General features: G+C 38.4%; 29 protein-coding genes and 1 other annotated feature. Of the genes, 24 read left to right on the forward strand and 5 right to left on the reverse strand.

Translation table 11 applies throughout. The features are described from left to right. Nucleotides 1–69 precede the first annotated feature (69 nt). Nucleotides 70–738 (forward strand): M48 family metallopeptidase, encoded by a 669-nt coding sequence (locus tag ACTQX6_RS03785; protein ID WP_167698935.1) that lies wholly within the window; start codon nt 70–72, stop codon nt 736–738. A 13-nt stretch (nt 739–751) separates the two neighbouring features. Here ACTQX6_RS03785 and aroF read toward each other — a convergent pair whose 3' ends face one another. Together aroF and ACTQX6_RS03795 are read right to left on the reverse strand one after the other, a co-directional pair. Continuing rightward, the gene (aroF, locus tag ACTQX6_RS03790) at nt 752–1,765 is read right to left on the reverse strand and encodes a 3-deoxy-7-phosphoheptulonate synthase (protein ID WP_294687036.1); all 1,014 of its coding nucleotides are present in this window, start codon (nt 1,763–1,765) and stop codon (nt 752–754) included. Next, a complete protein-coding gene (locus ACTQX6_RS03795; RefSeq protein ID WP_294687034.1) occupies nt 1,762–3,045 on the reverse strand; it encodes a shikimate kinase in 1,284 nt (427 codons plus the stop codon). Before ACTQX6_RS03795 ends, aroF begins: the two co-directional genes overlap by 4 nt. A 257-nt stretch (nt 3,046–3,302) precedes the next feature. Here ACTQX6_RS03795 and aroD point away from each other — a divergent pair, with 257 nt between their 5' ends. From aroD to ileS, 15 genes are all read left to right on the forward strand, one after another. Continuing rightward, a complete protein-coding gene (aroD, locus tag ACTQX6_RS03800; RefSeq protein ID WP_195221830.1) occupies nt 3,303–4,052 on the forward strand; it encodes a type I 3-dehydroquinate dehydratase in 750 nt (249 codons plus the stop codon). 311 nt (nt 4,053–4,363) lie between these two features. Then, nucleotides 4,364–5,905, forward strand: a complete 1,542-nt coding sequence (locus tag ACTQX6_RS03805) for a discoidin domain-containing protein (RefSeq protein ID WP_294687032.1) — start codon at nt 4,364–4,366, stop codon at nt 5,903–5,905. A 51-nt stretch (nt 5,906–5,956) separates the two neighbouring features. Next, a complete protein-coding gene (locus ACTQX6_RS03810; RefSeq protein WP_294687031.1) occupies nt 5,957–6,934 on the forward strand; it encodes a hypothetical protein in 978 nt (325 codons plus the stop codon). Beyond that, a complete protein-coding gene (gene traF, locus ACTQX6_RS03815) occupies nt 6,934–7,380 on the forward strand; it encodes a conjugal transfer protein TraF (protein WP_117446222.1) in 447 nt (148 codons plus the stop codon). Before ACTQX6_RS03810 ends, traF begins: the two co-directional genes overlap by 1 nt. Nucleotides 7,381–7,776: 396 nt before the next feature. Further along, the gene (locus ACTQX6_RS03820) at nt 7,777–8,538 is read left to right on the forward strand and encodes a C39 family peptidase (RefSeq protein ID WP_294687028.1); all 762 of its coding nucleotides are present in this window, start codon (nt 7,777–7,779) and stop codon (nt 8,536–8,538) included. A 36-nt stretch (nt 8,539–8,574) separates the two neighbouring features. Then, on the forward strand, nt 8,575–8,865 hold the full coding sequence (locus ACTQX6_RS03825; protein WP_195221833.1) for a hypothetical protein: 291 nt from the start codon (nt 8,575–8,577) through the stop codon (nt 8,863–8,865). An 87-nt stretch (nt 8,866–8,952) separates the two neighbouring features. Then, a complete protein-coding gene (hpf, locus tag ACTQX6_RS03830) occupies nt 8,953–9,480 on the forward strand; it encodes a ribosome hibernation-promoting factor, HPF/YfiA family (RefSeq protein WP_441657336.1) in 528 nt (175 codons plus the stop codon). 99 nt (nt 9,481–9,579) lie between these two features. Further along, a complete protein-coding gene (locus ACTQX6_RS03835) occupies nt 9,580–10,248 on the forward strand; it encodes a response regulator transcription factor (RefSeq protein WP_195221834.1) in 669 nt (222 codons plus the stop codon). Beyond that, nucleotides 10,245–11,231 carry a sensor histidine kinase gene (locus ACTQX6_RS03840; protein WP_195221835.1) on the forward strand — a complete coding sequence of 329 codons (987 nt, stop codon included), beginning with the start codon at nt 10,245–10,247 and terminating at the stop codon, nt 11,229–11,231. The genes ACTQX6_RS03835 and ACTQX6_RS03840 overlap by 4 nt, the downstream gene beginning before the upstream one ends. Nucleotides 11,232–11,336: 105 nt before the next feature. Further along, nucleotides 11,337–12,104 (forward strand): ABC transporter ATP-binding protein, encoded by a 768-nt coding sequence (locus ACTQX6_RS03845; RefSeq protein ID WP_294687023.1) that lies wholly within the window; start codon nt 11,337–11,339, stop codon nt 12,102–12,104. Continuing rightward, nucleotides 12,097–14,094: an ABC transporter permease gene (locus ACTQX6_RS03850; protein WP_294687022.1), complete on the forward strand. Its 1,998-nt coding sequence runs from the start codon at nt 12,097–12,099 to the stop codon at nt 14,092–14,094. The genes ACTQX6_RS03845 and ACTQX6_RS03850 overlap by 8 nt, the downstream gene beginning before the upstream one ends. Then, entirely contained in the window at nt 14,091–14,807 is a 717-nt protein-coding gene (locus ACTQX6_RS03855) for a transglycosylase domain-containing protein (RefSeq protein WP_294687020.1), read from the forward strand. Before ACTQX6_RS03850 ends, ACTQX6_RS03855 begins: the two co-directional genes overlap by 4 nt. 124 nt (nt 14,808–14,931) lie before the next feature. Next, complete coding sequence (locus ACTQX6_RS03860; RefSeq protein ID WP_117446213.1) at nt 14,932–15,366, forward strand: cell division protein SepF; 435 nt, start codon at nt 14,932–14,934, stop codon at nt 15,364–15,366. After that, a complete protein-coding gene (locus ACTQX6_RS03865) occupies nt 15,350–16,123 on the forward strand; it encodes a YlmH/Sll1252 family protein (RefSeq protein WP_294687018.1) in 774 nt (257 codons plus the stop codon). The genes ACTQX6_RS03860 and ACTQX6_RS03865 overlap by 17 nt, the downstream gene beginning before the upstream one ends. Next, nucleotides 16,118–16,330, forward strand: a binding site (T-box leader). It overlaps the preceding gene by 6 nt. A 37-nt stretch (nt 16,331–16,367) precedes the next feature. After that, a complete protein-coding gene (ileS, locus tag ACTQX6_RS03870) occupies nt 16,368–19,094 on the forward strand; it encodes an isoleucine--tRNA ligase (RefSeq protein WP_195221840.1) in 2,727 nt (908 codons plus the stop codon). 313 nt (nt 19,095–19,407) lie between these two features. Here the strand turns inward: ileS and ACTQX6_RS03875 are convergent, their stop codons facing one another. Together ACTQX6_RS03875 and ACTQX6_RS03880 are read right to left on the reverse strand one after the other, a co-directional pair. Further along, a complete protein-coding gene (locus ACTQX6_RS03875; RefSeq protein ID WP_320863242.1) occupies nt 19,408–19,743 on the reverse strand; it encodes a hypothetical protein in 336 nt (111 codons plus the stop codon). After that, nucleotides 19,736–19,903, reverse strand: coding sequence for a hypothetical protein (locus ACTQX6_RS03880; protein ID WP_181965649.1), 168 nt, complete (start codon nt 19,901–19,903; stop codon nt 19,736–19,738). Before ACTQX6_RS03880 ends, ACTQX6_RS03875 begins: the two co-directional genes overlap by 8 nt. Nucleotides 19,904–20,063: 160 nt before the next feature. Here ACTQX6_RS03880 and ACTQX6_RS03885 point away from each other — a divergent pair, with 160 nt between their 5' ends. The 4 genes from ACTQX6_RS03885 to ACTQX6_RS03900 all read left to right on the forward strand — a co-directional run bounded on the left by ACTQX6_RS03885 (nt 20,064) and on the right by ACTQX6_RS03900 (nt 21,408). After that, nucleotides 20,064–20,390 (forward strand): hypothetical protein, encoded by a 327-nt coding sequence (locus ACTQX6_RS03885; RefSeq protein ID WP_294687109.1) that lies wholly within the window; start codon nt 20,064–20,066, stop codon nt 20,388–20,390. A 10-nt stretch (nt 20,391–20,400) separates the two neighbouring features. Further along, nucleotides 20,401–20,655, forward strand: coding sequence for an RNA polymerase sigma factor (locus ACTQX6_RS03890; RefSeq protein ID WP_229035521.1), 255 nt, complete (start codon nt 20,401–20,403; stop codon nt 20,653–20,655). A 137-nt stretch (nt 20,656–20,792) separates the two neighbouring features. Further along, nucleotides 20,793–20,888 (forward strand): hypothetical protein, encoded by a 96-nt coding sequence (locus tag ACTQX6_RS03895; protein ID WP_259295353.1) that lies wholly within the window; start codon nt 20,793–20,795, stop codon nt 20,886–20,888. Beyond that, a complete protein-coding gene (locus ACTQX6_RS03900; protein ID WP_117446891.1) occupies nt 20,878–21,408 on the forward strand; it encodes a hypothetical protein in 531 nt (176 codons plus the stop codon). The genes ACTQX6_RS03895 and ACTQX6_RS03900 overlap by 11 nt, the downstream gene beginning before the upstream one ends. 8 nt (nt 21,409–21,416) lie before the next feature. Here ACTQX6_RS03900 and ACTQX6_RS03905 read toward each other — a convergent pair whose 3' ends face one another. Beyond that, on the reverse strand, nt 21,417–22,529 hold the full coding sequence (locus ACTQX6_RS03905) for an FAD:protein FMN transferase (protein ID WP_294687106.1): 1,113 nt from the start codon (nt 22,527–22,529) through the stop codon (nt 21,417–21,419). A 434-nt stretch (nt 22,530–22,963) separates the two neighbouring features. Between ACTQX6_RS03905 and ACTQX6_RS03910 the strand changes: the two genes are divergently transcribed. The 4 genes from ACTQX6_RS03910 (at nt 22,964) to ACTQX6_RS03925 (ending at nt 26,412) form a co-directional block, all read left to right on the forward strand. Next, nucleotides 22,964–23,287, forward strand: coding sequence for a hypothetical protein (locus tag ACTQX6_RS03910; RefSeq protein WP_294687104.1), 324 nt, complete (start codon nt 22,964–22,966; stop codon nt 23,285–23,287). A 152-nt stretch (nt 23,288–23,439) separates the two neighbouring features. Beyond that, nucleotides 23,440–24,735, forward strand: coding sequence for an RnfABCDGE type electron transport complex subunit C (locus ACTQX6_RS03915; RefSeq protein ID WP_168964484.1), 1,296 nt, complete (start codon nt 23,440–23,442; stop codon nt 24,733–24,735). 13 nt (nt 24,736–24,748) lie between these two features. Further along, complete coding sequence (locus ACTQX6_RS03920; protein ID WP_168964485.1) at nt 24,749–25,903, forward strand: RnfABCDGE type electron transport complex subunit D; 1,155 nt, start codon at nt 24,749–24,751, stop codon at nt 25,901–25,903. Then, nucleotides 25,900–26,412 (forward strand): FMN-binding protein, encoded by a 513-nt coding sequence (locus ACTQX6_RS03925; protein ID WP_117446886.1) that lies wholly within the window; start codon nt 25,900–25,902, stop codon nt 26,410–26,412. Before ACTQX6_RS03920 ends, ACTQX6_RS03925 begins: the two co-directional genes overlap by 4 nt. Nucleotides 26,413–26,419: the final 7 nt, after the last annotated feature.

Consider the following 26,419-nt stretch of genomic DNA (forward strand, 5'->3'; position numbering starts at 1 on the left):
TTTGATTAGGATATGATATCATGTCTAAGCATTAAGGGGACATAGAGAGTGGTTTTAGGAGGCTCAGTTATGTCAAATTTTTTTTCTAAGGACCATAATAACATTCCTAAATACGCCTTAAAGATGACAAAACAAAAGGGAATACGAATGCGGGTTACAGCCAGAGGAGAGTTGGTTGTGCATGCCAATCCGTTTTGTACAAAAGAAATGATCGATAAATATGTAGAACGTCATTTGGATGAAGTTTATTTTAAAGCCAAAGTGCCAACGGTCCGGCTTTTTGGGAGAAGTTTTCAGGTCAAAAAAATCAAAGGAACGACCAGTCATGTCACAACTTGTGAGGATGAACTGATTATACAGGCAAAAGATGAAGCGAGCATGGAAAAGGTTTTCCAACAGTTTTTACGGGCAAATGCCAAAGATGTATTGTGTGATATCTCGGAAATGATCTTTTATCGTTTTCAAGAGTATTCCATTACTATGCCTAAGGTCTTGATTCGAAAGATGACAAGCAGCTGGGGCATCTGTCATCCGGAAACAAATTCGATTACGTTAAATGCGGAGTTGATACATTACCCGGTTGAATTTATCGAATATGTTGTTTGCCATGAATTTATTCATCTTTTACAACCGAATCATTCACCGGCATTTTATGACATCTTAAAAAAAGTGATGCCGGATTATAAACGGCGGATCGATCTGATTGAAACCAATAATGAAAAGCAGTATCTCATGTGATACTGCTTCTTTTTTATAATTCGCGTCCGATAACTTCGGCAATTTTTCTTCCTTTTTGAACCAGATTGGCATATTTTTCCGGTTTTAGGCTTTGGTCTCCATCGCTCCATGCACATTCTGGATTGTCGTGTACTTCTATGATCAGGCCATCGGCACCTGCGGCAATCGCAGCTAAAGATAGTGATTCAATCAGTTTCCAGTCACCGGCGGCATGACTTGGATCGATAATGATTGGCAGATGCGTTCTTTCTTTGATAATAGGAATGACCGCAAGATCCAAAGTGTTTCTTGTCATAGTCTCAAAAGTTCGTATTCCTCTTTCGCAAAAGATCACATTTGGATTTCCTTCAGACATGATATATTCGGCAGCCATGATCCATTCATTGATCGTGTTGGCCAATCCGCGTTTTAGTAAAACCGGTTTTTTGGTTCGTCCAACGGCTTTCAATAGATCGAAATTCTGCATATTTCGTGCTCCGATCTGAATGATATCCACGTTTTGAACAAATTCATCCAAGTGCTCTACGGCCATCAATTCACTGACGATCGGAAGGCCAGTCTGTTCTCTGGCGATACATAAATCGTTGACTCCCTCGGTTCCTAATCCCTGGAAAGCATAAGGGCTGGTTCTTGGCTTATAGGCACCTCCTCGAAGCATATCGGCACCACATGCTTTGACTTCCTTGGCAATGCGTGTGATCTGCTCTTTTCCTTCAACACTGCAGGGACCGGCAATCATGACGATCTTTTTGCCGCCAATGGGAATGCCATTGACATCGATAATGGTATCTTCCGGATGAAACTTCCGATTGACCAGCTTATAAGGTTCATCCACTCGCTGTACATTGGCAACGATGGGGTTGGCCATGACATTCTTCTCATCGACTTTTGAGGTATCCCCAACTAAACCAAAGACATTGTAGTTTTCTCCGTAAATCACAGTGACCTGCAATCCCATGTTTTCAAAACGATGGATCAGCTGATCGATTTTTTCTTGTTGGGCTTCTTTTTTTAAGGTAATGATCATATAGTTTTTCCTCCTGTACAAATTAAATCTTGTATATGGTCTTTTACTTTTTGAATACTTGTTTGGGCAATCGTATCTAAATCGGTATTGTTTACGATTTGAATGTCACTATATTGAAGATAGTAGGGCATGCGTTGATGATACATGTCTTCCACCGCTTTTTGACTGCTGGAAAGAGGACGTGTGGGATCATTGGATTCCAACTGATCTAAATCACGATCCAGAAAGATCAAAACACCATTTAATCGTAATGCATCGATGTTGATTTTGCTTTTGATGATGCCACCTCCACAGGCAATCACCAGATTTTGACTGGCACTGATACGTTTTGTAACTTTAGTTTCCAGTTCTCGAAATACAGCTTCTCCGGTTTCGGCAAAGATTTCCGGTATGGTTTTCTGTGCTTCTTTTTCGATTTCTTCATCCAGATCGATAAATTTCTTTTGGGAAAGCTGTGCTACTTTTTTTCCTATGGTACTTTTACCACAGCTAGGCATCCCGATAAAAACCAGATTCGTTTTTTCCATCAATAAATCAAATAAGATTTGATCGATCACTTTTTGCGGTGTCGTATCTTGTAGAAAATGTTCTTTGGCACGAATAGCCTGTACGATCAACATTTCCATTCCTGCTGCATACAACAATCCTTTTTCTCGGGCCTGCAGACAAAGCTTGGTACAGATTGGATTATAGACAACATCCAATACCGCTTTACACTTCGGAAAGTCGTTTAAATCAACAGCCTGTTCATCGATATGAGGATACATACCGACAGGCGATGTGTTGATAATGATATCCGCATCGCAATGGTTGGCATAGACTTCCTTGTAGGAAATCGCATCATCTTTTGGATGACGGGATACACAAAGAATCTGTTTGGCGCGATGGTTTCTGCAGACGGCTTTAATAGCTGCCGCAGCACCGCCATTTCCTAAAACCAATACTTTTTGATACTGGATGGGAATATGATGATGACGAATCATATAATTAAATCCATCATAATCTGTATTGTATCCATAAAGCTTTCCATCACGATTGACGATCGTATTGACAGCGCCGATAGCTTTGGCATGTTCATCTATAAAATCCAAATAGGGAATGACTGTCTTTTTATACGGAATTGTTACATTGATGCCTTGAAACGCTTTTTTACGCATAAAATCATCGAGCTGTTCTTCGGATAAAGGCATTAGATCATACGTATAATCAGCCAGCTTTTCGTGAATGATCTTGGAAAAGCTGTGCGATAGTTTTTTTCCGATCAATCCATACTCGCTCATTGTAAAACCTCCTTGAAGTAAATAAAAAAGCATCATGTGAGAAATGCCATGATGCTTAAAAGCCCCGAAAAAAGAACCAGTTTGTTAAAAAATGGCTTTTTCAGGGCTATTTAAAGGTATACATAAAATAAGAAACAGAATTAATATTTTTCATAAGTTTTCACCTTATGAAAATAATTTACAATACAACGTTGTAAAAATCAAGGAAAAACTGACAAGATTCTATATTTTTTGGTACACTAAAAAAGGTGATAGAAATGAATGCAATACAATGGAACAATAGAAAGCCAAAGATTTGTATACCTGTTATGGAGGCAACCGAAGATAGGATCCTTCAACAAGTGGAAACAATACGCGCTATGGATATCGACCTTGTTGAGTGGCGAATCGATGCCTTTCAACAAATAAAAGATTTAACAAGATGTATAGAGATTGCCAAAATGATAAAAGAACGTCTTGACGGGTTGGGATTGTTGATTACGTGTCGAACGAAACAAGAGGGCGGATGCCTTGATTACACCGATTCATTTTATAAAGAATTATATCAACGGATTTGCAAAGAACAAGTCGCTGACTTGATCGATTTGGAATACGATCGGGGAAAAGATGTCTTTGATCGGTTGTTGCCGATTGCCAGAAAAAATCAAATCCAGGTTATCGCATCGCATCATGATTTTAATAAGACGCCTTCAAAAAAAGAAATCATGGAAAAATTGAACTGCATGAGACAAACGGAGGCGGATATTATTAAAATGGCCTGTATGCCAAGATCAAAAGAAGATGTCTTTGTATTGATGGAGGCAACTTCTACTTTTAAAGAACACTATCCGGATATCGTGCTTGTGACAATGTCCATGGGCAGACAAGGAATGCCATCCAGAATTTTGGGAGAATTTATGGGAAGCTCTCTGACTTTTGCATCGGCCGGTACTCAAAGTGCACCGGGACAAATTGATGTGGATGTTATGCATATTTTGATTGATACATTGCATAAGATACAAGAATAAGCTATGAGGACAATGAATAAAAAAGAGCCTTATAGCCAATGTCATTAAGTTAAGAAAATGAACACTTTGAGGAGCACACAAAATGTGTGCCTCTCTTTTTTTATCAAAAAATCAAACAAATATATTGACAAACATTGAAAAGAATGCGGCCTATTATTCATAAAACATGAATAATAGGCCAATTGTTTATAGGTATACGATTTTGGAGGTACTTATGAACATAAAGATTTGGTTATTCTCTGGATACTCCTTCTGCTTCTTCTTTTATCCAAGCTCGTGATAAGATCCGACCCGATGCATTTCATACACTTTTGGATGAAGCCAATCCAACAACACTGAATGTTGGAGATCTCAAAGGTTTTGGCGCAACCATTGTAACGGAAGATGCGACCAACAAGCTCATCAAGATCGAAAGCTCTGATCCGGAAGTCTTAGAAGTTATTCGTACCAATGCAGGTGATCATTATACTTATACACTGCATGCCTTGAAACAAGGTACAGCTACATTAACGATTACATCGAATGGAAATACGGCGCAGGGACAGCCGGTGACTAAACAAGTGGAAATCACGATTAATGAGGCGGTTACTTCCAAAGAAGAATTAGAAGCGAAAATTGAAGAAGCAAATACGATCTTAGAAAACGAAAATCTTTATACTAACACATCGTTAGATGTATTAAAGAACGCTTTAAAACCGGCCAATGATATCGATCAGAAAGAAGATGCAACACAAACAGAAGTCAATGCACAGGTCGTACAGCTCTTTAAAGCTATTCAACAGTTAGAGTATCGCGGTTCTAATGAAGGACAGCCAGACAGTGAAAATCCAATTGCGGTCGATCCGGAAAACGTGACAGCGACAACATCAGCTTCAGAAGGTCCGGTTGGCGATGCCTTTGATGGAAACCCGGGAACATACTGGCATTCCGGATGGGAACAGGGTACCGAAAAGCTGCCACAAAGTGTAACGATTGATCTTAACAATGAATATGATGTGGAACAAGTTAACTACCTGCCTCGTCAGGGCAGTCGAAATGGTGACATCGTCAAATATCAGATTGAAACCAGTGAAGATGGAGAAAACTTTAAACCGGTGGTTGTAGGTACGATTGAAAACGATGGTACTTCCATTGTGGAAAGAACCGAACCGCATAAGATCAAATTTGACAAGACCAAGGCACGTTATGTTCGCATTACGGCTCTGGAATCTTTAGGAAATCAAAATAACCTTTATGCTTCTGCTGCAGAATTCAGTATCTTTGGAGCATTGCATTCTGATGCGATTCCGGCTACTTCAATTGAACTGGATAAAACCGAATTAAAGCTGGATGCCGGCAATACAGAAACTGTTACCGCAACGATCCTGCGGGAAGATACGACCGATAGTATCACCTGGGAATCTTCCGATCCAGCGATTGCCAGTGTAGAAGCCATTACCAGTCGTAGAGCCAGAAGAGATGTCAGTGGTACAACGAATACAAGTACAGTGACGATTACCGCTTTAAAAGCCGGTACGGCAACGATCACAGCCAAAGCGAATGACACGGTAAGTACGACTTTAACGGTGACAGTCGAAAATCCAAAACAGGAGCAACTGTCGGCATTGATTGAAAAGGTCAAAGCTGTTAAATACGAAAATGCTGCTTTACAGGATTATGTCACTTCCGAAATTGAAAAGGCAGAGCAAGCCCTGGATAAAGATCAGGATACCTTACAGAATGCGTATTACGCTTTAGCCGGTGCTTTGTCTGAAAGCGAAGCAATCCAAAAGGATATTGATCAGATCAACAGTTTTAATAGTATGGATGATTCTCGCTATGCACAAAATGATAAGTTTACTTTGTTTAAATAACAGCTGGAATTAGCTAAGAATCTGTTATCTAATCCAGTACAGAATAAAGAATTGATCAAATCGCATGTAGAAGCATTAAAGAAAGGCTTTGCGCAACTGGAAGAATTGAACCGTGAAAAACTAGCAAATGCGATTCAGGAAGCTGAAAAAGTTAATTTAGAAAACTGTGTAGAAGATGATGCCTTGACTGCGTTTAAAACAGCATTAGACAATGCGAAAGCAGCCAATCCACAAACCAATGAAGAAATTGATACATTAGTCAACGCTTTATTGGATGCACAGGCCGGTTTACATTTTAAAGAGGAAGAAGACCTTGCCTCTGTGCAACAAAGAGATTCCATCAGCCATGCGTTGGATGTTTTAAAGAATCTAGATTTGAAGCTTTATTCTGATGAAGATCAGAAGCTGATCCAGAATGCAATTTCTGAGGGTGAAAAGGCATTGGCTAATGATAAGTTATCCAATGAAGAAGCATCGGCAGTGATTGAAACACTGGCTAAGGCTTTAGCAGTAGAACCTAAGGAAGAAGAGCATATTAATGAAAATCTTGCGACTTCACAACAGAAGGATTCAATTCGATCTGCTTTAGATATTTTAAAGGATATCGATCTGGACTTGTATGCTTCTAAAGATCAAGAATTGATCAAAGATGCGATTGCAGCCGGTGAAAAAGCCTTGGAAAATGACAAGCTGACCAATCAGGAAGCCGATGATGTCATTGCGACACTTGCCAAAGCTCTTTCTGTAACACCAAAAGAGGATGAAAAACCAGATACAGAAAATCCGGGAACAAATCCTTCGGAAAATCCAGGCAATGATCCAGATACAGAGAACAGTCAGACCAATTCATCAAATACTGTTACAGTAAATCCAACAGATTCTTCCAAGTCTAATGGAAATACAAAAACAGGCGTACATTCCTTTGTCGGCTTATTTGTCGCTTTGGCTACAACGGCTGCTGCTACGGCCGGTACTGTAACTGTACTTAAAAACAAAAAGATTCGTATTCGCCGTAAAGGAAAGAAATAATGAAGTCTTTTAAAGGCATCATACTGATTCTCTCTTTGATTTTGCTTGTGGGATGCAGTGCGAACAGTTCGCCTGCATCTCCAGGTGAGATCCAAACTATCAATTTAGATCAGGTCGATGAAAAAATTGCAAACCAGGATAGTTTTATCGTGTACTATGCACAATCGGATTGTGGCTATTGCCATGATTTTGATGAAATTCTCAGTGAATTTGTTCCGAATCATCCAATTACGATCTATAAGGTTTTATTGGATCAGGAAGAAAATGCCACACCGGCGGATAATTTAGCCAGAGTGCGTAATTACTTTCCAACCTTTCATGTAACTCCAAGCGTATATTATGTTGAAAAAGGAATTTTTAAATCCGATCTGAATCCGGAAAGTGTTGAGATTACCAAAGACATGTTGGAGGCATGGGTAAAAAACAATCATCTGGAAAATCTATAATATTTTGTGTCATGAACAAAAGGGACGAATGAATTTCGTCCTTTTCTTTTGGGTTTGGAAATAAAAAATAGAAAGATGTTGTGAAATAAAACGATTATGATATAATCTCTTTCGTTAACTAGACGGGAGGGATGTATTGAGTTAGAAAACATATAGTATATTGAAAATAAAATCGACCCTTTGAAATACGCTGACGGTCAGCAGGTCATCGCCGATTTTATGACTGATGAAGTCTTATTGTGGGTTAAAAGCCCAGTTTTATGAGCACACACTTGTAGAATCAATAAGAGTATTAAAAGCAATATGCTATATAAAGCTCAATAGATCTGATAAAAATTGAATCGTTTCAAAATCATCAGCAGTTACAAGTGCTCTAGGTAAAGAAGGAGTATTTTAATGAAAAAGTTATTTTTAGTTTTATGTGCCATGGTTTTGGCAGGCTGCAGTGCCACAAAAGTCAATATGAGTGATGAAATGAAAATTGACAATCCCGTTGATCTATCCAAGGAAGATGGAGCGGATAGTGTCGAAAGAGATGGAGATCATGAAGATTCCATCTATTATGCACATCCGGATTTTTATAATATGGAATCTGACGATACATTGACGATTCTTAGTCATTTTGAAACTCTCCAACAATCTTCGGAATGGAGCTGTGGAGTCGATAGTGCTTTAATGGTGTTGAATTACTATGATAAGCTGGGCGATCATACAGAAGAATCTTTGGCTATGTATCGTACCAACCAGCTGGCACAGGAAGCAACCAGTCTGGAGTCTATGATCAAAATCTTTGAAGGTGTAGGAGGTATGGAGATTCATTCCACCTATGATTATACACAGGAAGAAGCTGCCGAGAAGATCAATCTGGATATGATTCGTGAATACTTAAAAGATGGTGTTCCTGTCATGATCGCATGGAATGACTGGGGTGGTCATTGGCAGACCATTATCGGTTATGATGATATGGGAACCGAAACAACACAGGATGATGTGATCATCGTAGCTGATTCTTACGATACAACGGATCACAATCAGGATGGTTACGGTATCATTCCGGCCGAACGTTTCTATTATAACTGGACAATGTATGATTTCTTTGAGAAAAATTATCAGATTGATGAAAGAGATCATTTGTTTATTGCGGTAAAACCAGTTTAAATCAAATATAAGCATCATAGTGTTTAGGAGCTTGGTATGAAAAAAATAGTATTTGAAGAATATGAAAGCTTTTTAGAGCAGATCCAACAGGAAGATCAATCAAATCAAGATTATATCTGTATTGATTTTCAATCTCTTGTCGATCATTTGGAAACCATTGAACAGGTTTTGGTACTACAAATGGCTCTGGCAAAGATACATAAGCGCTGTATTCTGTACTTTCCATATCCGGGAAAAGAGAAAATGACAGAAACAGAATATGAAGCGTATAAACGTGAGCTTCAAAAGTTACAGAATATTCAACTTTGTTTGGAAGAATTTTCTTGATGTCATAAATGGACTAAAAAGAAAGGGCTTTAATTTTAATTTTCCTAGTCCTGTGGTATAATTCTTATAAACAAGGAGGTACCTATTATGAAAGTCAATGTAGTAGGAAAAAACGTAACTGTTACGCAAGGGATCTCTGATAAGATTCACAAAAAGCTGGATGTATTGAACAAATACTTTATCATCAGCGATGAGGATACAGCCAATGTGCTGATTCGTACCTATCCTCATAAACAAAAGATTGAGGTGACGATTCCCACAAAGTTTGCCATTCTTCGTGCTGAAGTCATGGATGACGATTTATATAATGCCGTGGATAAAGTCATCGATAAGCTGGAAGATCAGATTCGTCGTCAGAAGACTCGTCTGACACGCAAGAATAAAGATTCATTGGCCGAGGCTTTTTTGGAAGATGATGAAATTTATGGTTCTGATGAAGATGTCGTAGTAAAGACGAAATCCATCGAACCGGTAGAAATGAGCCTGGATGATGCCATCATGAAAATGGAGCTTTCAGGACATGATTTCTTTATCTATACAGATGATGAAACGCAGAAAATTGCCGTTGTCTATAAACGTTATGATGGCGGATATGGTTTGATTGAAACAGAATAATGAGATGGAAGATCGAATGGGGAAATGACCATTCGGTCTTTTTTTCTGGCTTTAGAAAACTTTAAGAATTAAATGGAAAAAACATGATAGAATAAAACTATGTACACGATATTATTGGTAGAAGATGACAATGTGATTGCGACAAAAACAGCGCAGTTTCTTAAAAGCTGGAATTATGAAGTTGTTCTGGTCAAAGATTTTCATGATGTCATGGATACATTTTTTCAATGTAATCCGGATTTAGTCTTGATGGATGTGACCTTACCGGTCTTAAATGGGTATCACTGGACAACACAGATTCGCAGGGTATCTAAAGTGCCGATCCTGTTTGTATCGAGTGCCGGTGACAATATGAATATTGTGATGGCATTAAGCCAGGGAGCTGATGATTATATCACCAAGCCTTTTGAACTGCAGATCCTGCAGGCAAAGATTCAGGCACTGCTTCGAAGAACCTATGACTTTAGCGGAAAGCTAAATGTGCTGGAGCATAAAGGCTTACGATTTGTGATCGAAGAAAATAAAACATTATATCAGGATCAGGAAATTGAGCTTTCTAAAAATGAGGCAAAGATCCTGCATATTTTATTAGAGAAGAAGGATACGATCGTTTCTCGAGAAGAAATGATGAATTATTTATGGAAAACGGATTTTTATGTGGATGAAAATACATTAAGTGTGAATGTGAATCGATTGCGAAAGAAACTGGAATCTATTGGTTGTACCAATTACATCGAAACGAAAAAAGGATTGGGTTATAAGATATGAAATGCCTTACTTCGTATATCAGAGATCATAAATATTGGTTTTGCCTGATGCTTGTCTTGTTTTTGATGTTGTTATGCTTATTTTATGTATATCAAATGGATGTAGAGCCTTTATTGTATGGTTATCTTTTGATCTTGTTTTTCTTTTTTATCTTTATTGGCTTTGATTTCTATAAATATGTTTTGATGCATCATCAACGTGCAACGATTCGTGAGGAAAATATCGTATCGGCCTTATCCATTGAGGATATGACACTTGCCGGTCAGGATTATCATGAACTCTTGGAGAAGATGGATCATGCCCGCGTAGAAGCTATTATGGAAAATGAAAACCAGGTTAAGGAAACGATGGATTACTTTACGATGTGGATTCATCAAGTGAAATTACCGATTGCCGGTATGCAGCTATCACTGGAAGAAGAACAGTTAGATAGAAAATCCATACAAAGCCAGCTTACCCGCATCAATCAATATACAGATATGGTTTTGGCGTATTTACGTATGTATTCTAAGCAGTCAGATTTTCTGTTTCGGGATGTTGATCTGGATGATTTGATCCGACAATCCATTCGGTATTTTTCGACCGACTTCATTGCCCGAAAGATTCATCTTGATTTTCAACCGACACATCAATCGGTGTTGACCGATGAAAAATGGCTAGTGTTTGTCCTGGAGCAGATTTTATCCAATGCCCTGAAATATACACCGATCAACGGAGAGATTCGTATTTTTACGAACGACTCTAAACAACTGGTGATTGAAGATAACGGGATCGGTATCAGTGCCGGTGACTTGGCTCGTGTGTTTGAAAAGGGATATACCGGCTTTAATGGACGTAAGGATAAAAAGGCTACCGGTTTGGGACTGTATCTCTGTAAAGAAATCTGTCGTAAGCTGGAGCATACGATTTCCATTGAATCCAAGCCAAATACCTATACTCGCGTGTTATTGGGATTGGATCGAAGACGATTTCGTCATGAGTGACACCTTTCTTACAAAACTGTAAGATTAAAAGGCAAACTGTAAGCTAAATCCATGTCAGGAATCCTGGGGATTTCCTATAATGAAATCACAAAGGAGGAATGATCTATGTCATTATTAGAAGTAAGAAATGTAAAGAAAATATACACGACACGCTTTTCTTCCAACAAAGTGCAAGCTTTAAGCGATGTCAATTTTAATGTGGAGAAGGGTGAATATGTGGCCATCATGGGAGAATCCGGTTCCGGAAAGACCACATTATTGAATATATTGGCGGCCCTGGATCGACCGACTAATGGAATTGTGCGTTTGAATGGAAAAGATATCACTAAGATCAAAGATAAACAGATTTCTTCATTTCGTCGGGAACATTTAGGATTTGTGTTTCAGGATTTTAACTTATTGAATAACTTTTCCAATAAAGATAATATTCTTTTGCCTTTGGTGCTGGCTAAAATGAAATATAACGATATGATCCATCTGTTGATACCGGTTGCCCGCAAGCTGGGAATTGAGGAGCTGTTAGATAAATATCCTTATGAGATTTCCGGAGGGCAGAAACAAAGAGTAGCGGTGGCAAGAGCCATCATCACCAATCCGGAATTGATTTTGGCCGATGAGCCAACCTGTGCTCTGGATTCAAAATCCACCGAAGAGCTTTTAAGCGTTTTTAATACTTTAAATGAAAACCATCAAACGATCGTCATGGTAACGCACTCCACAAAAGTGGCTGCGCATGCCAAGCGTGTTCTCTTTATCAAGGATGGACAGGTGTTCCATCAAATTTATCGCGGCGAAAAGACGATGGATGAAATGTATCAGTGTATTTCTGATACGCTGACACTGCTGGCAACAGGTGGTGTTCATCATGCGTAATTTCTTTTACTTTCGTTTAGCTCTTGACAATTTTAAAAAGAATGCGCGAATGCAGATTCCGTTTCTTCTATCCAGCTCACTAACCGTTATGATCTTCTATCTGGTCTTTTCTTTATCGACCAATGAAGGCATCGGCGGTTTAATGGGTGGCAATTATGTTCAGCAGCTTTTAGGCTTTGGAATCGGTGTTATTATCGTATTCTCTATCATCTTCTTATTTTATACCTATTCGTTTTTGATCAAACGAAGAAAGCGGGAATTTGGTTTATTTAATATTTTAGGAATGGAAAAGAAGCATATTGCGCGCATGCTGTTTCATGAAACATTTATCAGTTTCTTTCTTTCGCTGGTACTGGGTATTCTTGTCGGTATCTTATTTGATAAGCTGATGTATATGCTGTTGTTGAGGATGATTCAGGCGGATGTGCATTTTGGCTTTTATATTTCGACATCCGGCATCCTATGCAGCTTTCTTTTATTCTTTGCGATTTATGTTTTGATCTATGTTTTTTCGTTGGTGCAGGTGCATATTGCCAATCCGATCGAATTATTAAATAGTGACAAGGTCGGCGAGAAAGAGCCGAAGGCTAAGTGGATTCTGGCATTGATCGGACTGGTGTGTTTAATTACCGGCTATTATATGGCGATTACGATTACAAATCCATTAATGGCTTTTACCATGTTCTTTATTGCGGTCATTTTAGTAGTCATCGGAACGTATTTATTGTTTACGGCCGGTAGTGTGACATTATTAAAGCTGTTAAAGAAGAATAAACGATATTATTATAAAACAAATCATTTCATCAGTATTTCCAACATGATCTATCGTATGAAACAAAATGCGATTGGTTTGGCTAATATTTGTATTCTATCAACGATGGTACTGGTGATGTTATCGACTACGTTATCGTTATGGAATGGTATGCAGGATATTTTAGATCAAAGATATCCACGAGAAATCATTGTCTCTTTACGCGACTATGATTTATATACGACAAAAGATCGATTGATGCAGGTCGTTAAAGATCAAAATATTCAGGTCAAGGACGAGATGTTTTACCGCTATTCATCAATGAGTGGACTCTTACATGGAAATGCGGTGGATCTAGGTTTGGATCAAGGTGGCCTTAGTGATGTCAATGATGCGATCACCATCTATATGATTCCATTAGAAGACTACAATGAAGCTATGCATTCACAAGATACATTAGATCCCGGACAAGTTATGATCTATGGCTTACGCATTGATTATGAACAGCCGGAAATTCGTATCGGGGATCAAAGCTTCCAGGTCAAAAAAAAGTTAAATCAATTTATGGATAACCAGGAAGCGGCCAGTACGGTCAGTCCCAGCTTATTTATTGTGATGGATAATGTGGATACGGTCTTAAAAATGCAGGAAATCCAGGAACAAAGCTATGAAGTCACAAATCGACCAACGAGTGTATTTGCCTTTGACAGCGAAGATTCACGTTCTCAAAAAGAAATCGCATCTCTTTTCAATGTATTAAATAATACGGAGGATTTTGAAAGTGAAAAAGATTATACCTGGGTTTATACGGAGTGTAGGGATACCGATCAAATCAATATGTTAGGATTATATGCCGGATTCTTATTCCTGGGTATCTTCTTAAGCATCTTATTTGTGATCGCAACTGTATTGATCATGTATTATAAGCAGATCACGGAAGGTTATCAAGATAAGGAACGCTTTGAAATCATGGAAAAGGTCGGTCTGGAGAAAAAAGATATTCGTCGCTCTATCAATTCACAGGTGCTCACGGTATTTTTCCTGCCATTGATCGTCGCCGGTATCCATATTGCGTTTGCCTTACCTTTGATCGATAAACTGATGGGTCTATTATACTTTGATAATATCAAACTGTTTATTTTGACAACTGCCATTTGTTTTGGTGTCTTTGCCTTGATCTATTGCGTTGTATATGTCTTGACCTCTAAAGTGTATTATCGTATCGTGAAGGCAAGATGATAAAGAAGATTGGCAAGCTTATAGCTCTGATTTTCCTGCTGGCAGCCATGAGCGTAGGATGTCTTGCGGGACTTGGCTATATGGATTATAAAGAAGCAATAGATCAGACAAGCATTGAAGACAAGATGGAAAGCATTCAAAGCCATGAAGATTACGTTACTTTGGAACAGTTTCCGGAATTATATCGTAAAGCTGTGGTAGCGGTAGAGGACCATGATTTTTATGAACATCAGGGCATTGATTTGGAAGACATCGGACGAGCCATCTTAAATAACTTAAAGGTCATGTCGTTTGTGGAAGGTGGTTCAACGATTACTCAGCAGCTGGCCAAAAATGAATTTTTCACCCAGGATAAGAACTTTGTACGTAAATTTGCCGAGATTTTTATGGCCTTTGATATCGAAAGCAAATATTCTAAAGATCAAATCTTAGAGCTTTATGTCAATTCCATTTATTTTGGAGAAGGCTATTACGGTATTCATGCGGCCAGTCTTGGATATTTTCAAGTCGATCCTGCCGATTTAAATGAAGCCCAATGTATTTTATTAGCCGGTATTCCGAATGCGCCCAGCGTTTACTCTTTAAATGTGAATCCGGTTCTTGCGAAACAAAGGGCAAAACAAGTATTACGGCAGATGGTCAAATATTCTTTTCTATCAGAGGATGAGGCACAGAATATCGCTTACCAGCTTGATCAAATGATCGTTGGTTAGACATAAATTACGGAATGTAAGCGATCGCAAATTTGTGAAAAACGACTGGTTGTGATTTCTCAAGAATTTCACTTTTCAAATTGTTTTTCTATGATATAATACTTGAAGACAGGAGGTACTACCCATGGGATTTATGGACAAGGTAAAAGATTTCGTAGCACCAATCGAAGAAGAAGATGAAGGATACGAAGCGCAGCCAGTTGAAACTGTAAGCAATGAAACAGAGGCTGAACCTCAAAATCGATATGAAAGACCAAAAGCAAGAACAAATTCAGCGACTTTAAATGCTAAGACAAAGATGGTTTTATTCGAACCTAGAAGTTTTGGAGAAGCCGAAGAAGTAGGACAGCGTTTGAAAGAGGGACGTGCCGTTGTAGTCAATCTGCATAAGCTGGATCGTGACTATGCACAACGTACCATTGATTTTTTAACAGGTGTTGTCTTTGCACTGGATGGAAAGATCCAGAAGATTGGTCAGAACGTCATTTTGTGTTCACCAGCTGAAATTGGTGTACAGGGATCGATTTCTTTAGGAAATCCAGATGACTTTGAAGACTAAGGCTGAATCTGAGATAAGAAGTACATACTATAGAGGTCATGAGTTGTTTATTGCCCGTTTACAGGATCAATTTGATCTTGCGAAACAAAGGCAAATACCGGTCTTGACCTCTTTTTTAACGCCTGTAGAACAAAGAATTGTGGCACAACAGGCGCCCAAAGATCTTTTTGTCTCATTTTATGGCGGTTATGAAAATGCGGTTCGCAAGATGGCTTGTATCCAGCCGATGGATTTGGAACCAAACTACGATTATGTGATCTTAAAAAGCACATATATTCCACAAAAAAGAGTCTGTACACACAAGGATGTGCTTGGAGCTTTAATGCATTTAGGCCTGCAAAGAAATCAGCTCGGCGATATCTTTGTTGATGAGAATCAAATCCTTTTGGTCTGTAAAGAAGGAATGACAGACTTTATTTGTCAGGAATGTCATAAGATTGCCAATGCTATTGTCCGTTTTAAAGAAGATTATACGGTTGTTTTCCCAACAGCTTCTACTGAAATCATTAAGGTTCATGTCGCATCCCTTCGCATGGATGCGATTGTGGCAGCCTTAGCCCATTGTTCACGCTCGAAAGCCATGGATTTATTACGGAGTGGATTTGTGAAGTTGAACGATGTTGTTCTTGAAGAAAACGATCGATTGTGTAATAATGATTACGTTTCTATACGTAAGGTAGGTCGCTTTCAGTTTTTAGGTGTGGAAAATCACACACGAAAGGACAGACTGATCTTGCGTTTTGAAAAATATGTATAGGCAAAGACAAAGACAAGTCGGTTTCTACATGTTTCAATCAGAGAGCAATCGGTTGGTGAAAAGATTGTATGAGGCAGGATACCGGTATCCCTTTGGAGCTGAATTTCTGAAAGAAAATAGTAAGAAATTCCGGATGATTCCGTTATCTTATTGAGGGCACAGTGTATCTGTGAACTAAGGTGGTACCGCGTTTTTAACGTCCTTGGAAAAGGACGTTTTTTTTATGAAAGCAGGAGGAAAAAAGATGGATTATAAAGAAACGTTGCATATGCCAAAAACTGCTTTTGAAATGCGAGGCAAGCTTCCGACAAAGGAACCTGGATTTCAAAAGAGATGGCAAGATCAAAAACTGTATGAAAAAATGTTGGAAAGAAGAAAGGATGCCAAATCGTTTGTATTGCATGATGGCCCGCCTTATGCCAATGGCGATATTCATTTAGGACATGCCTTAAATAAAATCTTAAAGGATGTCATCAACAAATCTCACTTTATGTTAGGAGAAAAGGTTCCTTATATTCCGGGCTGGGATACTCACGGACTTCCGATTGAAACGGCTGTCACAAAGCTTGGTTATGATCGCAAGAAGATCGGTATTGCCGAATTTAGAAAGATTTGTTACGACTTTGCGATGAAGCAGGTAGAAAACCAGAAGAAAGGTTTCTTATCCTTAGGATCGATCGGGGATTATGATCATCCGTATATTACATTACAGAAGGAATTTGAAAAACATCAGATCGAAATCTTTGCGGATATGGCATTGAAAGGCTTGATCTATAAAGGATTAAAACCGGTTTACTGGTCACCAAGCAGTGAATCCGCTCTTGCCGAAGCTGAGGTCGAATATAAGGATATCAAATCACCAACGATCTATGTGAAGTTCCAGGTCAAAGACGGAAAAGGTGTTTTAGATACTGATACTTATTTTGTCATCTGGACGACAACACCATGGACCATTCCGGGAAATCTGGGAATCTGTGTGCATCCGGATATGACCTATGCTTTGGTTAATACAGACAAGGGAAAACTGATCATGTTGGAGGAACTGGTAGAGCAGTTATGTCCAAAATTTGAATGTGAAACGTTTGAAATCATCAAAACGTTCAAAGGTAGTGAATTTGAATACATCACCTGCACTCATCCTTTGTATCCGGAACGTGAAAGTTTGTTGATGCTGGCTGACTATGTAACGGCGGATGCCGGTACTGGTTGTGTGCATACGGCACCGGCTTTTGGTGAAGACGACTTTAATACAGGAATGCGCTATAAGCTGCCGGTTTATTGTAACGTAGATGAGCAGGGGCGCATGATGGAATCCTGCGGAGAATGGCTTGCCGGACAATATGTAGAAGATGCCAATAAGACAGTTACAATGAAGCTGGACGAATTAGGGGCTTTATTAAATCTAACCTTTATTACGCACTCGTATCCACATGACTGGCGTACTAAAAAACCAATCATCTTCCGTGCTACGACACAATGGTTTGCCTCTATTGATAAAATTCGTGATGAACTGTTGGAACAGATTCATTCCATCAGCTGGGTACCTAGCTGGGGCGAGGGAAGAATGCACAACATGATTGCCGATCGTGGCGACTGGTGTATTTCTCGTCAACGTGCCTGGGGTGTACCAATTCCAATCATCTATGGAGAAGACGGAACGCCTTTGATGGATCCGGTTATCTTTGAACATGTAGCCAAGTTAGTTGGTGAATATGGATCCAATGTATGGTTTGAAAGAGAAGCCAAAGATTTATTGCCGGAAGGTTATACAAACGAACATTCGCCAAACGATCTCTTTAAAAAGGAAACTGATACGATGGATGTTTGGTTTGACTCCGGTTCCAGTCATACCGGTTGCATGATCGAACGTGGTTTTGACTATCCGGTTGATTTATACTTTGAAGGTTCTGACCAGTATCGTGGCTGGTTTAACTCTTCTTTGATCATCGGTACAGCTGTTTATGGGAAAGCACCGTATCGTCAGGTTTTATCTCATGGCTTTGTCATGGATGAAAAAGGCGTTAAGATGTCTAAATCGCAATGGAATGCCGTAGCACCAAGTGAAATCACTAAGAAATACGGTGCCGATATCTTACGTTTATGGGCCTGCAGTGTGGACTATCAGGCAGACTGTTCCATGGGGCAAAACATCTTAAAGCAGATCAGTGAAAACTATCGTAAGGTCCGCAATACGTTCAGATTCCTGATGGCCAACTTAGATGATCAGGCATTCACAAAAACAGATTGTCTGCCTTTTGATGAACTGGATGCCTTAAATCAATACATTCTGATTCGTTTAAATGATGTCGTACAATCTTGTGAAAAAGCATATGTGGAATATCGTTTTGCCGATGTTGTACAAACTTTAAGCAATCTGATGACAAATGAATTAAGTGCTTATTATCTGGATTACACAAAAGATATCTTATACATTGAAAATATCGATGATAACCAGAGACGTCAGGTACAAACCGTGCTTTATACAGCTGTTGAAGTCTTGACAAAATTGTGGGCACCGATCTTATGCCATACCTGTGAGGAAATCAATGACTTCATGCATTTTGATGAAGAATCGATTCACTTAACCGCATTTAAATCTTTGGAGTTAAACTTCGATACGGATGCTTTACGTGAAAAGATGGAAACATTGTTCAAGGTTCGTAAAGATGTATTGAAGGCTATGGAGGAATCCCGTGCACAAGGTGTGATTGGTAAATCCCTGGAAGCCAAGGTCAGCGTACATGTGGACGACCAAACGAAAGCCATCATGGAAGAAATCGTGAAGAAACCACAACAATGGTTGATCGTTTCCCAGTTTGCCTTTAGCAATGAAGAACTTCCAATGTATGAGTTCTGCGGTGTAAAAGTTGAACATGCCGATGGTCATGCCTGTCCTCGTTGTTGGAACTACACAACCAGTGAAAACGAAGATGGACTTTGCGATCGCTGCGCACATATCTTACATAAATAACAACAAAAAAGAAGTTGTTCTGGAAAGGATACTATTTCCAAACAGCTTCTTTTATTTTAAAGATACACTATCCAGTTTTTTGGTCGGCATAAGATAAATTAGCAAATCTTTATCTTGATTTTTACCAAAATAAGAAAAACCTACACTTTCATAAAATTTTCTAAGTTTAGATTCATTTTTACAGTCAATATGAATAATTGGACTTGGGCTGCATTTATTTTTTCTTTTATCCTATGAAATGCTAATTCGATTAATGATGTACCACTTATTAATTGATTATAGTTATTATGATAATTTTTTGAGAGTTGACCAATTAAATGTGTATTGATGTGCCTTCCAAATGAATAGATAGTACCAAAAAATTTTTCTTTTGAGCCCTTGATATTTTAGAATCCAACACAAGATGACCTGATGCCAGGGAGTAGACTCCACATAGTTTTGAATCATTATTATTGATTGCATAGACTAAATAGGTTCTAGCTAAATTAACTTTTTCAAAATCTATAGCCTTTAACTTCAAAAAATATTCTACATCTTTGTTTAAGGGACAAGAAAACTCAGCAAGAATTTTTTGGATGTCATCGTTGCTGAGTTTTAATTTATAGATTAAATCATTAAGGCAGACCGTTTTATAAACAGATTTATTCATTTAATCCTAAAATTCGTAGAAGTTCTTCTTTGTCTCTAACATCTTGATGTCCCTTTACTGTTTTAAGTTCAAGCTTCCGTGTATCCAACATGATATTACGAATTCTTTTTAAATCAGACCGGTTAATAGTATATACATCAGTAAAACTTTTTGTTGCCATAAGGACACCCCACTTTCTGCTTATATAGTATATGAATTCAATAGGTTTTATAAGTGAAAAATATTAACGTATTGCTTTGTTAAGGCTAACCATTTTTAAAAAATTTTTAAAAGGATTTCCTTCTTTCAATCGTATTAAGGGTGAAAAGGAGGAAATGAGGATGAAAGAATTAACACTTTTGATTGGTACTTGTATTAGCTGTTGTATGAGTGGCGGATTTACCAACACCAATTTACAACCTATCTTTGAAAATGATATGGTAAGAATGAATGTACAATTAAATACTTTGGATGGCAATCAAGATGGTATTTGTGATTATCAAGATGGATATTATTTCTGTTTGGATAAAGATCACAAGAATTGTATTTTTTATGAAGATGATGATCAAAACGGTATTTGCGATCATTGTCAGAGAAAAGAGAGTTCAGCCAATGTGAGTCGTGCACAAAAACATGTAAAACATAGAACGTATTCAAATTTACGATAGGAGCGATACAATGCGTAGCGAGCGGGAAGTGAGTCAGGCTATCGATAAATATGTGAATCTGATCACACGAATTTGTTTTCTGTATTTGAAAAATGAAGCGGATACACAAGATGTCTTGCAGAGTGTCTTTTTGAAGTATTTAAAACACGATAAACCTTTTGAAAGTGAAGAGCATGAAAAGGCATGGTTTATCCGTGCCAGCATTAATGCCTGTAAAGATATTCTGAAAAAATTTTTTCCACTCGCATATCGTATCTTTAGATAAAGTTGAACAGTTTTTTTTAACAGAACCACCTCAGCATCCGGAAGTATTGGAAGACGTTTTGTCCCTTCCGCAAAAGTATCGCTCTGTGATTTATTTATATTATATATGAAGGATATAAAGAAACAGAAATTGCCAGGATCTTAAAGAAAAAAGTCAATACGATCTATACGTGGATGTTTCAGGCAAAACGATTATTAAAAAAGCAGTTGGGAGGTGAATGGGATGCGTCTTGAAATCCAAGAAGATTTTGATAAGATTCAGTGTACAAATCAAATCAAAGAAGAAACAAAGCAGTTTATTGATGATCAAATGCATCACAAGAAAAGATGGGGTTTAAAGTTAGCACTTTCCTTTGCGGTAACTTTACTTGTTTGTGGCTTTAGCTACTGGTTTTACTTTATTCCGGTTGTGACTATTACATTAGATGGAGAAACATCTATCGAATTACAGATCAATCGTTTAGATCGAGTAATTGATGTGACGACGTATGACAAACTGGGAAAAGAATGGTGCAAACAGGAGAATCCATGGCATCAGTATTATGAAGACATCCTGCAGGGTTTGAATGATAACGAAGAATGGATGATCACTGTATATAGCAAGGATGAAGCTGTCTGTCAAAAAATTTATGAACAAACTAAAAACTGTACACAGGAAAATAAACAAATTCATTGTCGCATCGGTCGGCATACAAGACAAAGTAATGATACGACACAAACACAAAACCATCATAAAAAGGGTCATCACAAATGACCCCCATTTTAGTTTAGATTTACCTTATCTTTATAATTATCTGTTATATACACATCATATTGACTTGTGGAAAGATCCGGTTCGATGGATGTGTTACCTTTTGAATCGATCCAGACGACACCAACATCTGGATAATTTTCTTGAATGAATTGTTGACCATCCTCTAAGGACATACAGAATAAGGCGGTACTGAGTGCATCGGCTAAGGTTGAATCCTTACAAAAAATCGTCACACTGCGATGATACCTAGGCGGATAGCCGGTCTTTGGATCAATGATGTGTGCATATTGTACGCCATCAACTTCATAATTTCTTTGATAGTCGCCACTTGTCACTATGGCTAAAGGATCTGAGGATTCCAATCGAAGCAGGGAAGTCTGTTTATCCGGATCTTGAATGCCGATCTTCCATGCCTCATTGGACTTATGGCCAATGAGTACCACGTTTCCTCCGGCATTGATAAAACCGGTATGCAATCCTTCTTCTTTCAGCTTTTTTGCTGTTTGTTCTGTCGCATATCCTTTGGCGATACCGCCTAAATCGATTTGAAATTGCGAATCGGTAAAGCGAATCGTATTGCCTTCTATTTGTATCTTATCACTTCCGGAATGAGTTCTTGCCTCTTGGATTTCTTCATTGCCGGGAAGACGACCGCTTTCCTGCTGCGCATTTTTTTCTAAACCTTCTTCCCGGTATGTATGCCAAATATCTAATAGTTTTCCCTGTGTTATATCAAAAGCTGTATCTTTTTCATTAAAGGATAAAGAATACGTAATCAAATCGACTAATTCAGTATCTACCTTTACCGGATTTTTATAAGCTTCATGATTCAGGGTATATACATTGTTGATACCATCATAGGCGTGATACTGATCAAAAAGCTGATTATAGTGTGTAAAGCTTTCTTTTACGATGGCGACATATGAATCAAATTCTTCTTTAGTACAATCAGCTTCAAAGGTGATCGATGTATCAAAACCAACATCAGTCAATACAATAGAATGTGTATCAGGAAGATTACTTGTTTTATGTTGAATGAAGTAAACGATACTGCAAATCAATACAAAGAAACAGCACGAAATCAAAATCCAGGTTTTAAATGTATTACTCTTTTTTTCCATAATTTGTATTATAGTCAATCTCTATAAAAAAGTCTAACGAGGACTAGCGAAGAATGTTTCTGTCAAGAGACTAGTTTATTGCTATAACATAGTAAAACCATCGATATAAGGCTATTTTTTTTGAATAAGATTAGTCTATAATTAAAGTAGGTGTTAAGCTGAGAAGCTTTTTATAGATGATCAAATGATCGCATATGGTAAAGACTATTTTTATTTGATCTTGATTTTTTGGGACTAATTTTGTCAATGGTTGTATGTTTAATTGAAATGGATAATAAGAGTGGAACCACCAACTAATTTAATGATTTTTTAAGATGTTATTGAAGATTTTCAAAGAAAGGAGATGGACTGGTGAAACAATTACATTCTTTTAAGATTTTGGTCTCGTTTTTCTTTTATACTTGTGCCTGTATTTTAATGGGGGTTTACTTTCCATGATTCCAATTGAATATCAATGGATTCAAGCCATGAATATTATGCGGGCATGGTGTGTGGTTCCGGCTCTTGTTTATTCGTTATTTTCATTGGCTATTGATCTGATCGTAAAGAATAAACGTATTCTCATTTTATTAGAGTTTCTATTATTTCTTATAATATTTGTGGTCTTTTACTACTTCATACATACTTTCTTTGTTCAAGGTCAGTTAGAAAACTCTCTTTTTATACAAAACTTTGTATTTCTACCTTTGATGATCGGATGTATTAGCTTTGTACTTTACGATGTGTTTAAAAAAACTTTTACATCCTATACATCCTAAGTTAAATTGATACAGTGATGAAATTAGTTTGTCACTGTATTTTTTAATTCTTGAGTTACATTAAGATGACATATGCATTTGGAAAAGACCTTGAAGTTGTTTCATAAAAAGAATATGATAAGAAAGAATGAATTATTAGGAGGGATTTTTATATGTCACTGTTTCTGGGAGAAATGCATCATCATATTCCTGGACGTAAAGGTTTGACAGAGAAAAAAGACGTCATTTCTTTGATGCCTGAAAAAGAAGTCTATATCCCTTTGGCCGCTGGTGCCAATACAGACTTTGAAATCTTTGTCAGTGAAGGCGACAAGGTACAGATCGGTACGAAACTGGCGCAAACAAAGTCTGGTTTTTTTGTGCCTTTGTATTCCAGTGTCTCCGGTACTTATATCGGTATAAAAAAACGAATGAGTGCTATGTTGAAGCCTATGGACCATATGGTTATAGAATTGGATGGATCACAAACAAAAACACAGGCGCTTTTGCCTTTGGATTATCATACGGCAACAAGGGAAGAATGTGTAGAACAAATCAAACAGGCCGGTATTGTTGGTTTAGGGGGAGCTGGTTTTCCTACCTATGTAAAGTATCAGAAGCCGGATGGAATTGATTGTATCATCATCAATGCGGTTGAATGTGAGCCTTATATTACTGCCGATTATAAGATCATCATGAAGGATGTTTCTCATTTTGTGATGGGATGTGAAATCTTTAAGAAGATGGCTGATGTATCAAAAGTGTATATTGCGATCAAGAAAACACACCCGGATCTAATTCAAGTCGTGCAGGATGCACTGAATGATAAACAGGGAATGGAAGTCTATCCGGTACCGGATGTGTATCCTATGGGATGGGAACGTGTTTTAGTACGTGAGATCCTGCATACAGAATATGATCGTCTTCCTTCCGAAGCTCATACGATCATCAGTAATGCGACAACTGCTATTGCGGCAGCCTATGCGTTTGAAAAAGGAGAGCCGATTACTAAAAAGATCGTAACGGTTTCCGGTGAAGGGGTTAAAAATCCTACTAACGTGGAATGTCCGGTTGGTACACCGGTACAGGAAGTCATCAAAGCCTGTGGCGGTTATACGACAGACAGCGTTCGTTTGATTGCCGGTGGTCCGATGATGGGAAGAACGATCGTCAATGATCAGTTTGTCATCGATCGTGCGACCAATGCGATTACGGTTTTACCGAATGTAGCAGATGATGCGATTGCCTGCTTACGCTGTGGTCGATGCAGCGATCATTGTCCGGCCGGCTTACAACCGGTACGTATTGCCATGGCTGTGAATGCCGGTGATGCCAAAGAAATGGAAAAAAGAGGGGCTTTACAATGTATTGAGTGTGGACTTTGTACCTATGTTTGCCCGAGTCATATCGATGTAACAGAAAATGTTCGTAAGGCAAAACGAACAGTTATGTTGAAAAAGAAGAAGTAAGAGGGGTCAAGCTATGAAATTTAATTTTCACGTATCACCAAGTTTAAAAGGAAGCCTGACCACACAAAAGATCATGTTAGAGCTGACAGTAGGTCTGATGATTCTTTTCCTTTTATCTTGTTTCTATAATGGTACAACGTATGGTGCAAGCTATGTATTACATGAAGTTTTGTTGTTGGTAAGCTCTTTAGTCACAATGTTTATTTGTGAATCAATCTTTGCCAAGATTTATAAAGAGAATCCGATCACTTATATGAAAAAGTCATTTGGTTGGGTGACAAGTATTATCCTGACATTGATGGTGCCGATTACCATGACCGTTTATGCTTTAATCATTGCCACAATTTTTGCGATCGTATTTGGAAAGTTGTTGTTTGGCGGTTTTGGACAAAATATCTTTAACCCGGCCGGAGTCGGAAGAGCCGTTATTTTTGCCGCCTTTACCAGTGCTGCTGCCGCAGGCATTACAACCGGGGCTACTCCTACAGCCTATCTAGCCAATACGTTTAATTGGCTGCCGGCCTCTGCGGAAGCATTGGATTCCTTTTTATCACAATATGGTGGTTTTGCCAATTTAGCTTTAGGCTTTTACGATGGGGCATTAGGAGAAACCTTTACCCTTGCGATCGTATTGATCGGAATCTGGTTTTGTGTACGTAAGATCATCGATTGGCGTGTTCCGGTCGTATATTTAGGAACGATCTTTATTTTGACAGCTGTGGTTGCCGTATTAAGCGGTATTGATTCCTATCACGGTATTCCGGCTTTTATCTGGTATCCGCTTTTACATATGGTTACCGGTGGTATCGTCTTTGGTGCGGTGTTCATGTTAACCGATCCGGTCACAAGCCCTACCAGTGCGCAGGGTCGTGTGATCTTTGCCCTGGGAGCAGCAGTAATCACAGTTTTGTTGCGATTAAAGGCCAATCTTCCGGAAGGTTGTTTATATTCGATTCTTTTGATGAATATGTTTACGCCAATGATTGAAAGCAGCTTAGATGGTGTTCAGCTGGTCGTTAAGAAAAAAGCTTATATCATGGCAGGCTGTTTAGCCATCTTAGGACTTGCCGTATCTTTCTATGCCGCTACTTCGGTAGAACCGGTTACAACAGCTGCCACGGAAAAAACAGCAATGGTGGAAACGGTTAGAATGGAGGAAACGTTATGAAAAAGATTCTTCATTTAACATTGTTTTTAGCTATCGTGTCTGTCATTGCTGGTGGTGCCTTAGCTTATTTTAATGAGCTGACAGAACCTGTCATTGCCGAAAATGAGGCAAAACAGGAAAGAGAAACTTTATTGGAAATGTATCCGGATGCCAATGTTGAAGATTTTAAAAATGTTGATCTTTCTTCCATTGAATCAAAAACGATCAATAAGATTTATTCTTATCAAGATTTCTACATCTTCAATATGAGCGTTTCCGGTTATAGTCAGGGAACAACGTTCTTAGTTTCTATCGATAAAAATAATTTAAACATCGATAAATTTATCGCAATTTCCAATGGGGATACCAGTGGCTTGGGAACACAGGTCTTGGATGAACCGTTTAGAAAATCCATGGAAGGTAATCCGGCCGATGGACAACTCGATACGATTTCAGGGGCTACGATTTCTTCGAGTGCCGTTGTCAATGGGATCCATGAAGCGGCTAGTGTAGTAGAAAGCTTAGAATAGGAGGAAG

Origin of the sequence: Faecalicoccus sp. LCP19S3_E2, from assembly GCF_052121255.1 — a bacterium.
Taxonomy (GTDB): domain Bacteria; phylum Bacillota_I; class Bacilli_A; order Erysipelotrichales; family Erysipelotrichaceae; genus Faecalicoccus.

Coding starts and splice junctions, on each gene's coding strand:
- hpf (WP_441657336.1), top strand. CDS start 8,953: ATGAAAGTCAATGTAGTAGGAAAAAACGTAACTGTTACGCAAGGGATC.
- ACTQX6_RS03845 (WP_294687023.1), top strand. CDS start 11,337: ATGTCATTATTAGAAGTAAGAAATGTAAAGAAAATATACACGACACGC.
- ACTQX6_RS03860 (WP_117446213.1), top strand. CDS start 14,932: ATGGGATTTATGGACAAGGTAAAAGATTTCGTAGCACCAATCGAAGAA.
- traF (WP_117446222.1), top strand. CDS start 6,934: ATGAAGTCTTTTAAAGGCATCATACTGATTCTCTCTTTGATTTTGCTT.
- ACTQX6_RS03795 (WP_294687034.1), bottom strand. CDS start 3,045: ATGAGCGAGTATGGATTGATCGGAAAAAAACTATCGCACAGCTTTTCC.
- aroF (WP_294687036.1), bottom strand. CDS start 1,765: ATGATCATTACCTTAAAAAAAGAAGCCCAACAAGAAAAAATCGATCAG.
- ACTQX6_RS03885 (WP_294687109.1), top strand. CDS start 20,064: ATGAAAGAATTAACACTTTTGATTGGTACTTGTATTAGCTGTTGTATG.
- ACTQX6_RS03850 (WP_294687022.1), top strand. CDS start 12,097: ATGCGTAATTTCTTTTACTTTCGTTTAGCTCTTGACAATTTTAAAAAG.
- ACTQX6_RS03820 (WP_294687028.1), top strand. CDS start 7,777: ATGAAAAAGTTATTTTTAGTTTTATGTGCCATGGTTTTGGCAGGCTGC.
- ACTQX6_RS03910 (WP_294687104.1), top strand. CDS start 22,964: ATGATTCCAATTGAATATCAATGGATTCAAGCCATGAATATTATGCGG.
- ACTQX6_RS03825 (WP_195221833.1), top strand. CDS start 8,575: ATGAAAAAAATAGTATTTGAAGAATATGAAAGCTTTTTAGAGCAGATC.
- ACTQX6_RS03900 (WP_117446891.1), top strand. CDS start 20,878: ATGCGTCTTGAAATCCAAGAAGATTTTGATAAGATTCAGTGTACAAAT.
- ACTQX6_RS03890 (WP_229035521.1), top strand. CDS start 20,401: ATGCGTAGCGAGCGGGAAGTGAGTCAGGCTATCGATAAATATGTGAAT.
- ACTQX6_RS03905 (WP_294687106.1), bottom strand. CDS start 22,529: ATGGAAAAAAAGAGTAATACATTTAAAACCTGGATTTTGATTTCGTGC.
- ACTQX6_RS03920 (WP_168964485.1), top strand. CDS start 24,749: ATGAAATTTAATTTTCACGTATCACCAAGTTTAAAAGGAAGCCTGACC.
- ACTQX6_RS03925 (WP_117446886.1), top strand. CDS start 25,900: ATGAAAAAGATTCTTCATTTAACATTGTTTTTAGCTATCGTGTCTGTC.
- ACTQX6_RS03865 (WP_294687018.1), top strand. CDS start 15,350: ATGACTTTGAAGACTAAGGCTGAATCTGAGATAAGAAGTACATACTAT.
- ACTQX6_RS03835 (WP_195221834.1), top strand. CDS start 9,580: ATGTACACGATATTATTGGTAGAAGATGACAATGTGATTGCGACAAAA.
- ACTQX6_RS03855 (WP_294687020.1), top strand. CDS start 14,091: ATGATAAAGAAGATTGGCAAGCTTATAGCTCTGATTTTCCTGCTGGCA.
- aroD (WP_195221830.1), top strand. CDS start 3,303: ATGAATGCAATACAATGGAACAATAGAAAGCCAAAGATTTGTATACCT.
- ACTQX6_RS03880 (WP_181965649.1), bottom strand. CDS start 19,903: ATGGCAACAAAAAGTTTTACTGATGTATATACTATTAACCGGTCTGAT.
- ACTQX6_RS03875 (WP_320863242.1), bottom strand. CDS start 19,743: ATGAATAAATCTGTTTATAAAACGGTCTGCCTTAATGATTTAATCTAT.
- ACTQX6_RS03915 (WP_168964484.1), top strand. CDS start 23,440: ATGTCACTGTTTCTGGGAGAAATGCATCATCATATTCCTGGACGTAAA.
- ileS (WP_195221840.1), top strand. CDS start 16,368: ATGGATTATAAAGAAACGTTGCATATGCCAAAAACTGCTTTTGAAATG.
- ACTQX6_RS03840 (WP_195221835.1), top strand. CDS start 10,245: ATGAAATGCCTTACTTCGTATATCAGAGATCATAAATATTGGTTTTGC.
- ACTQX6_RS03785 (WP_167698935.1), top strand. CDS start 70: ATGTCAAATTTTTTTTCTAAGGACCATAATAACATTCCTAAATACGCC.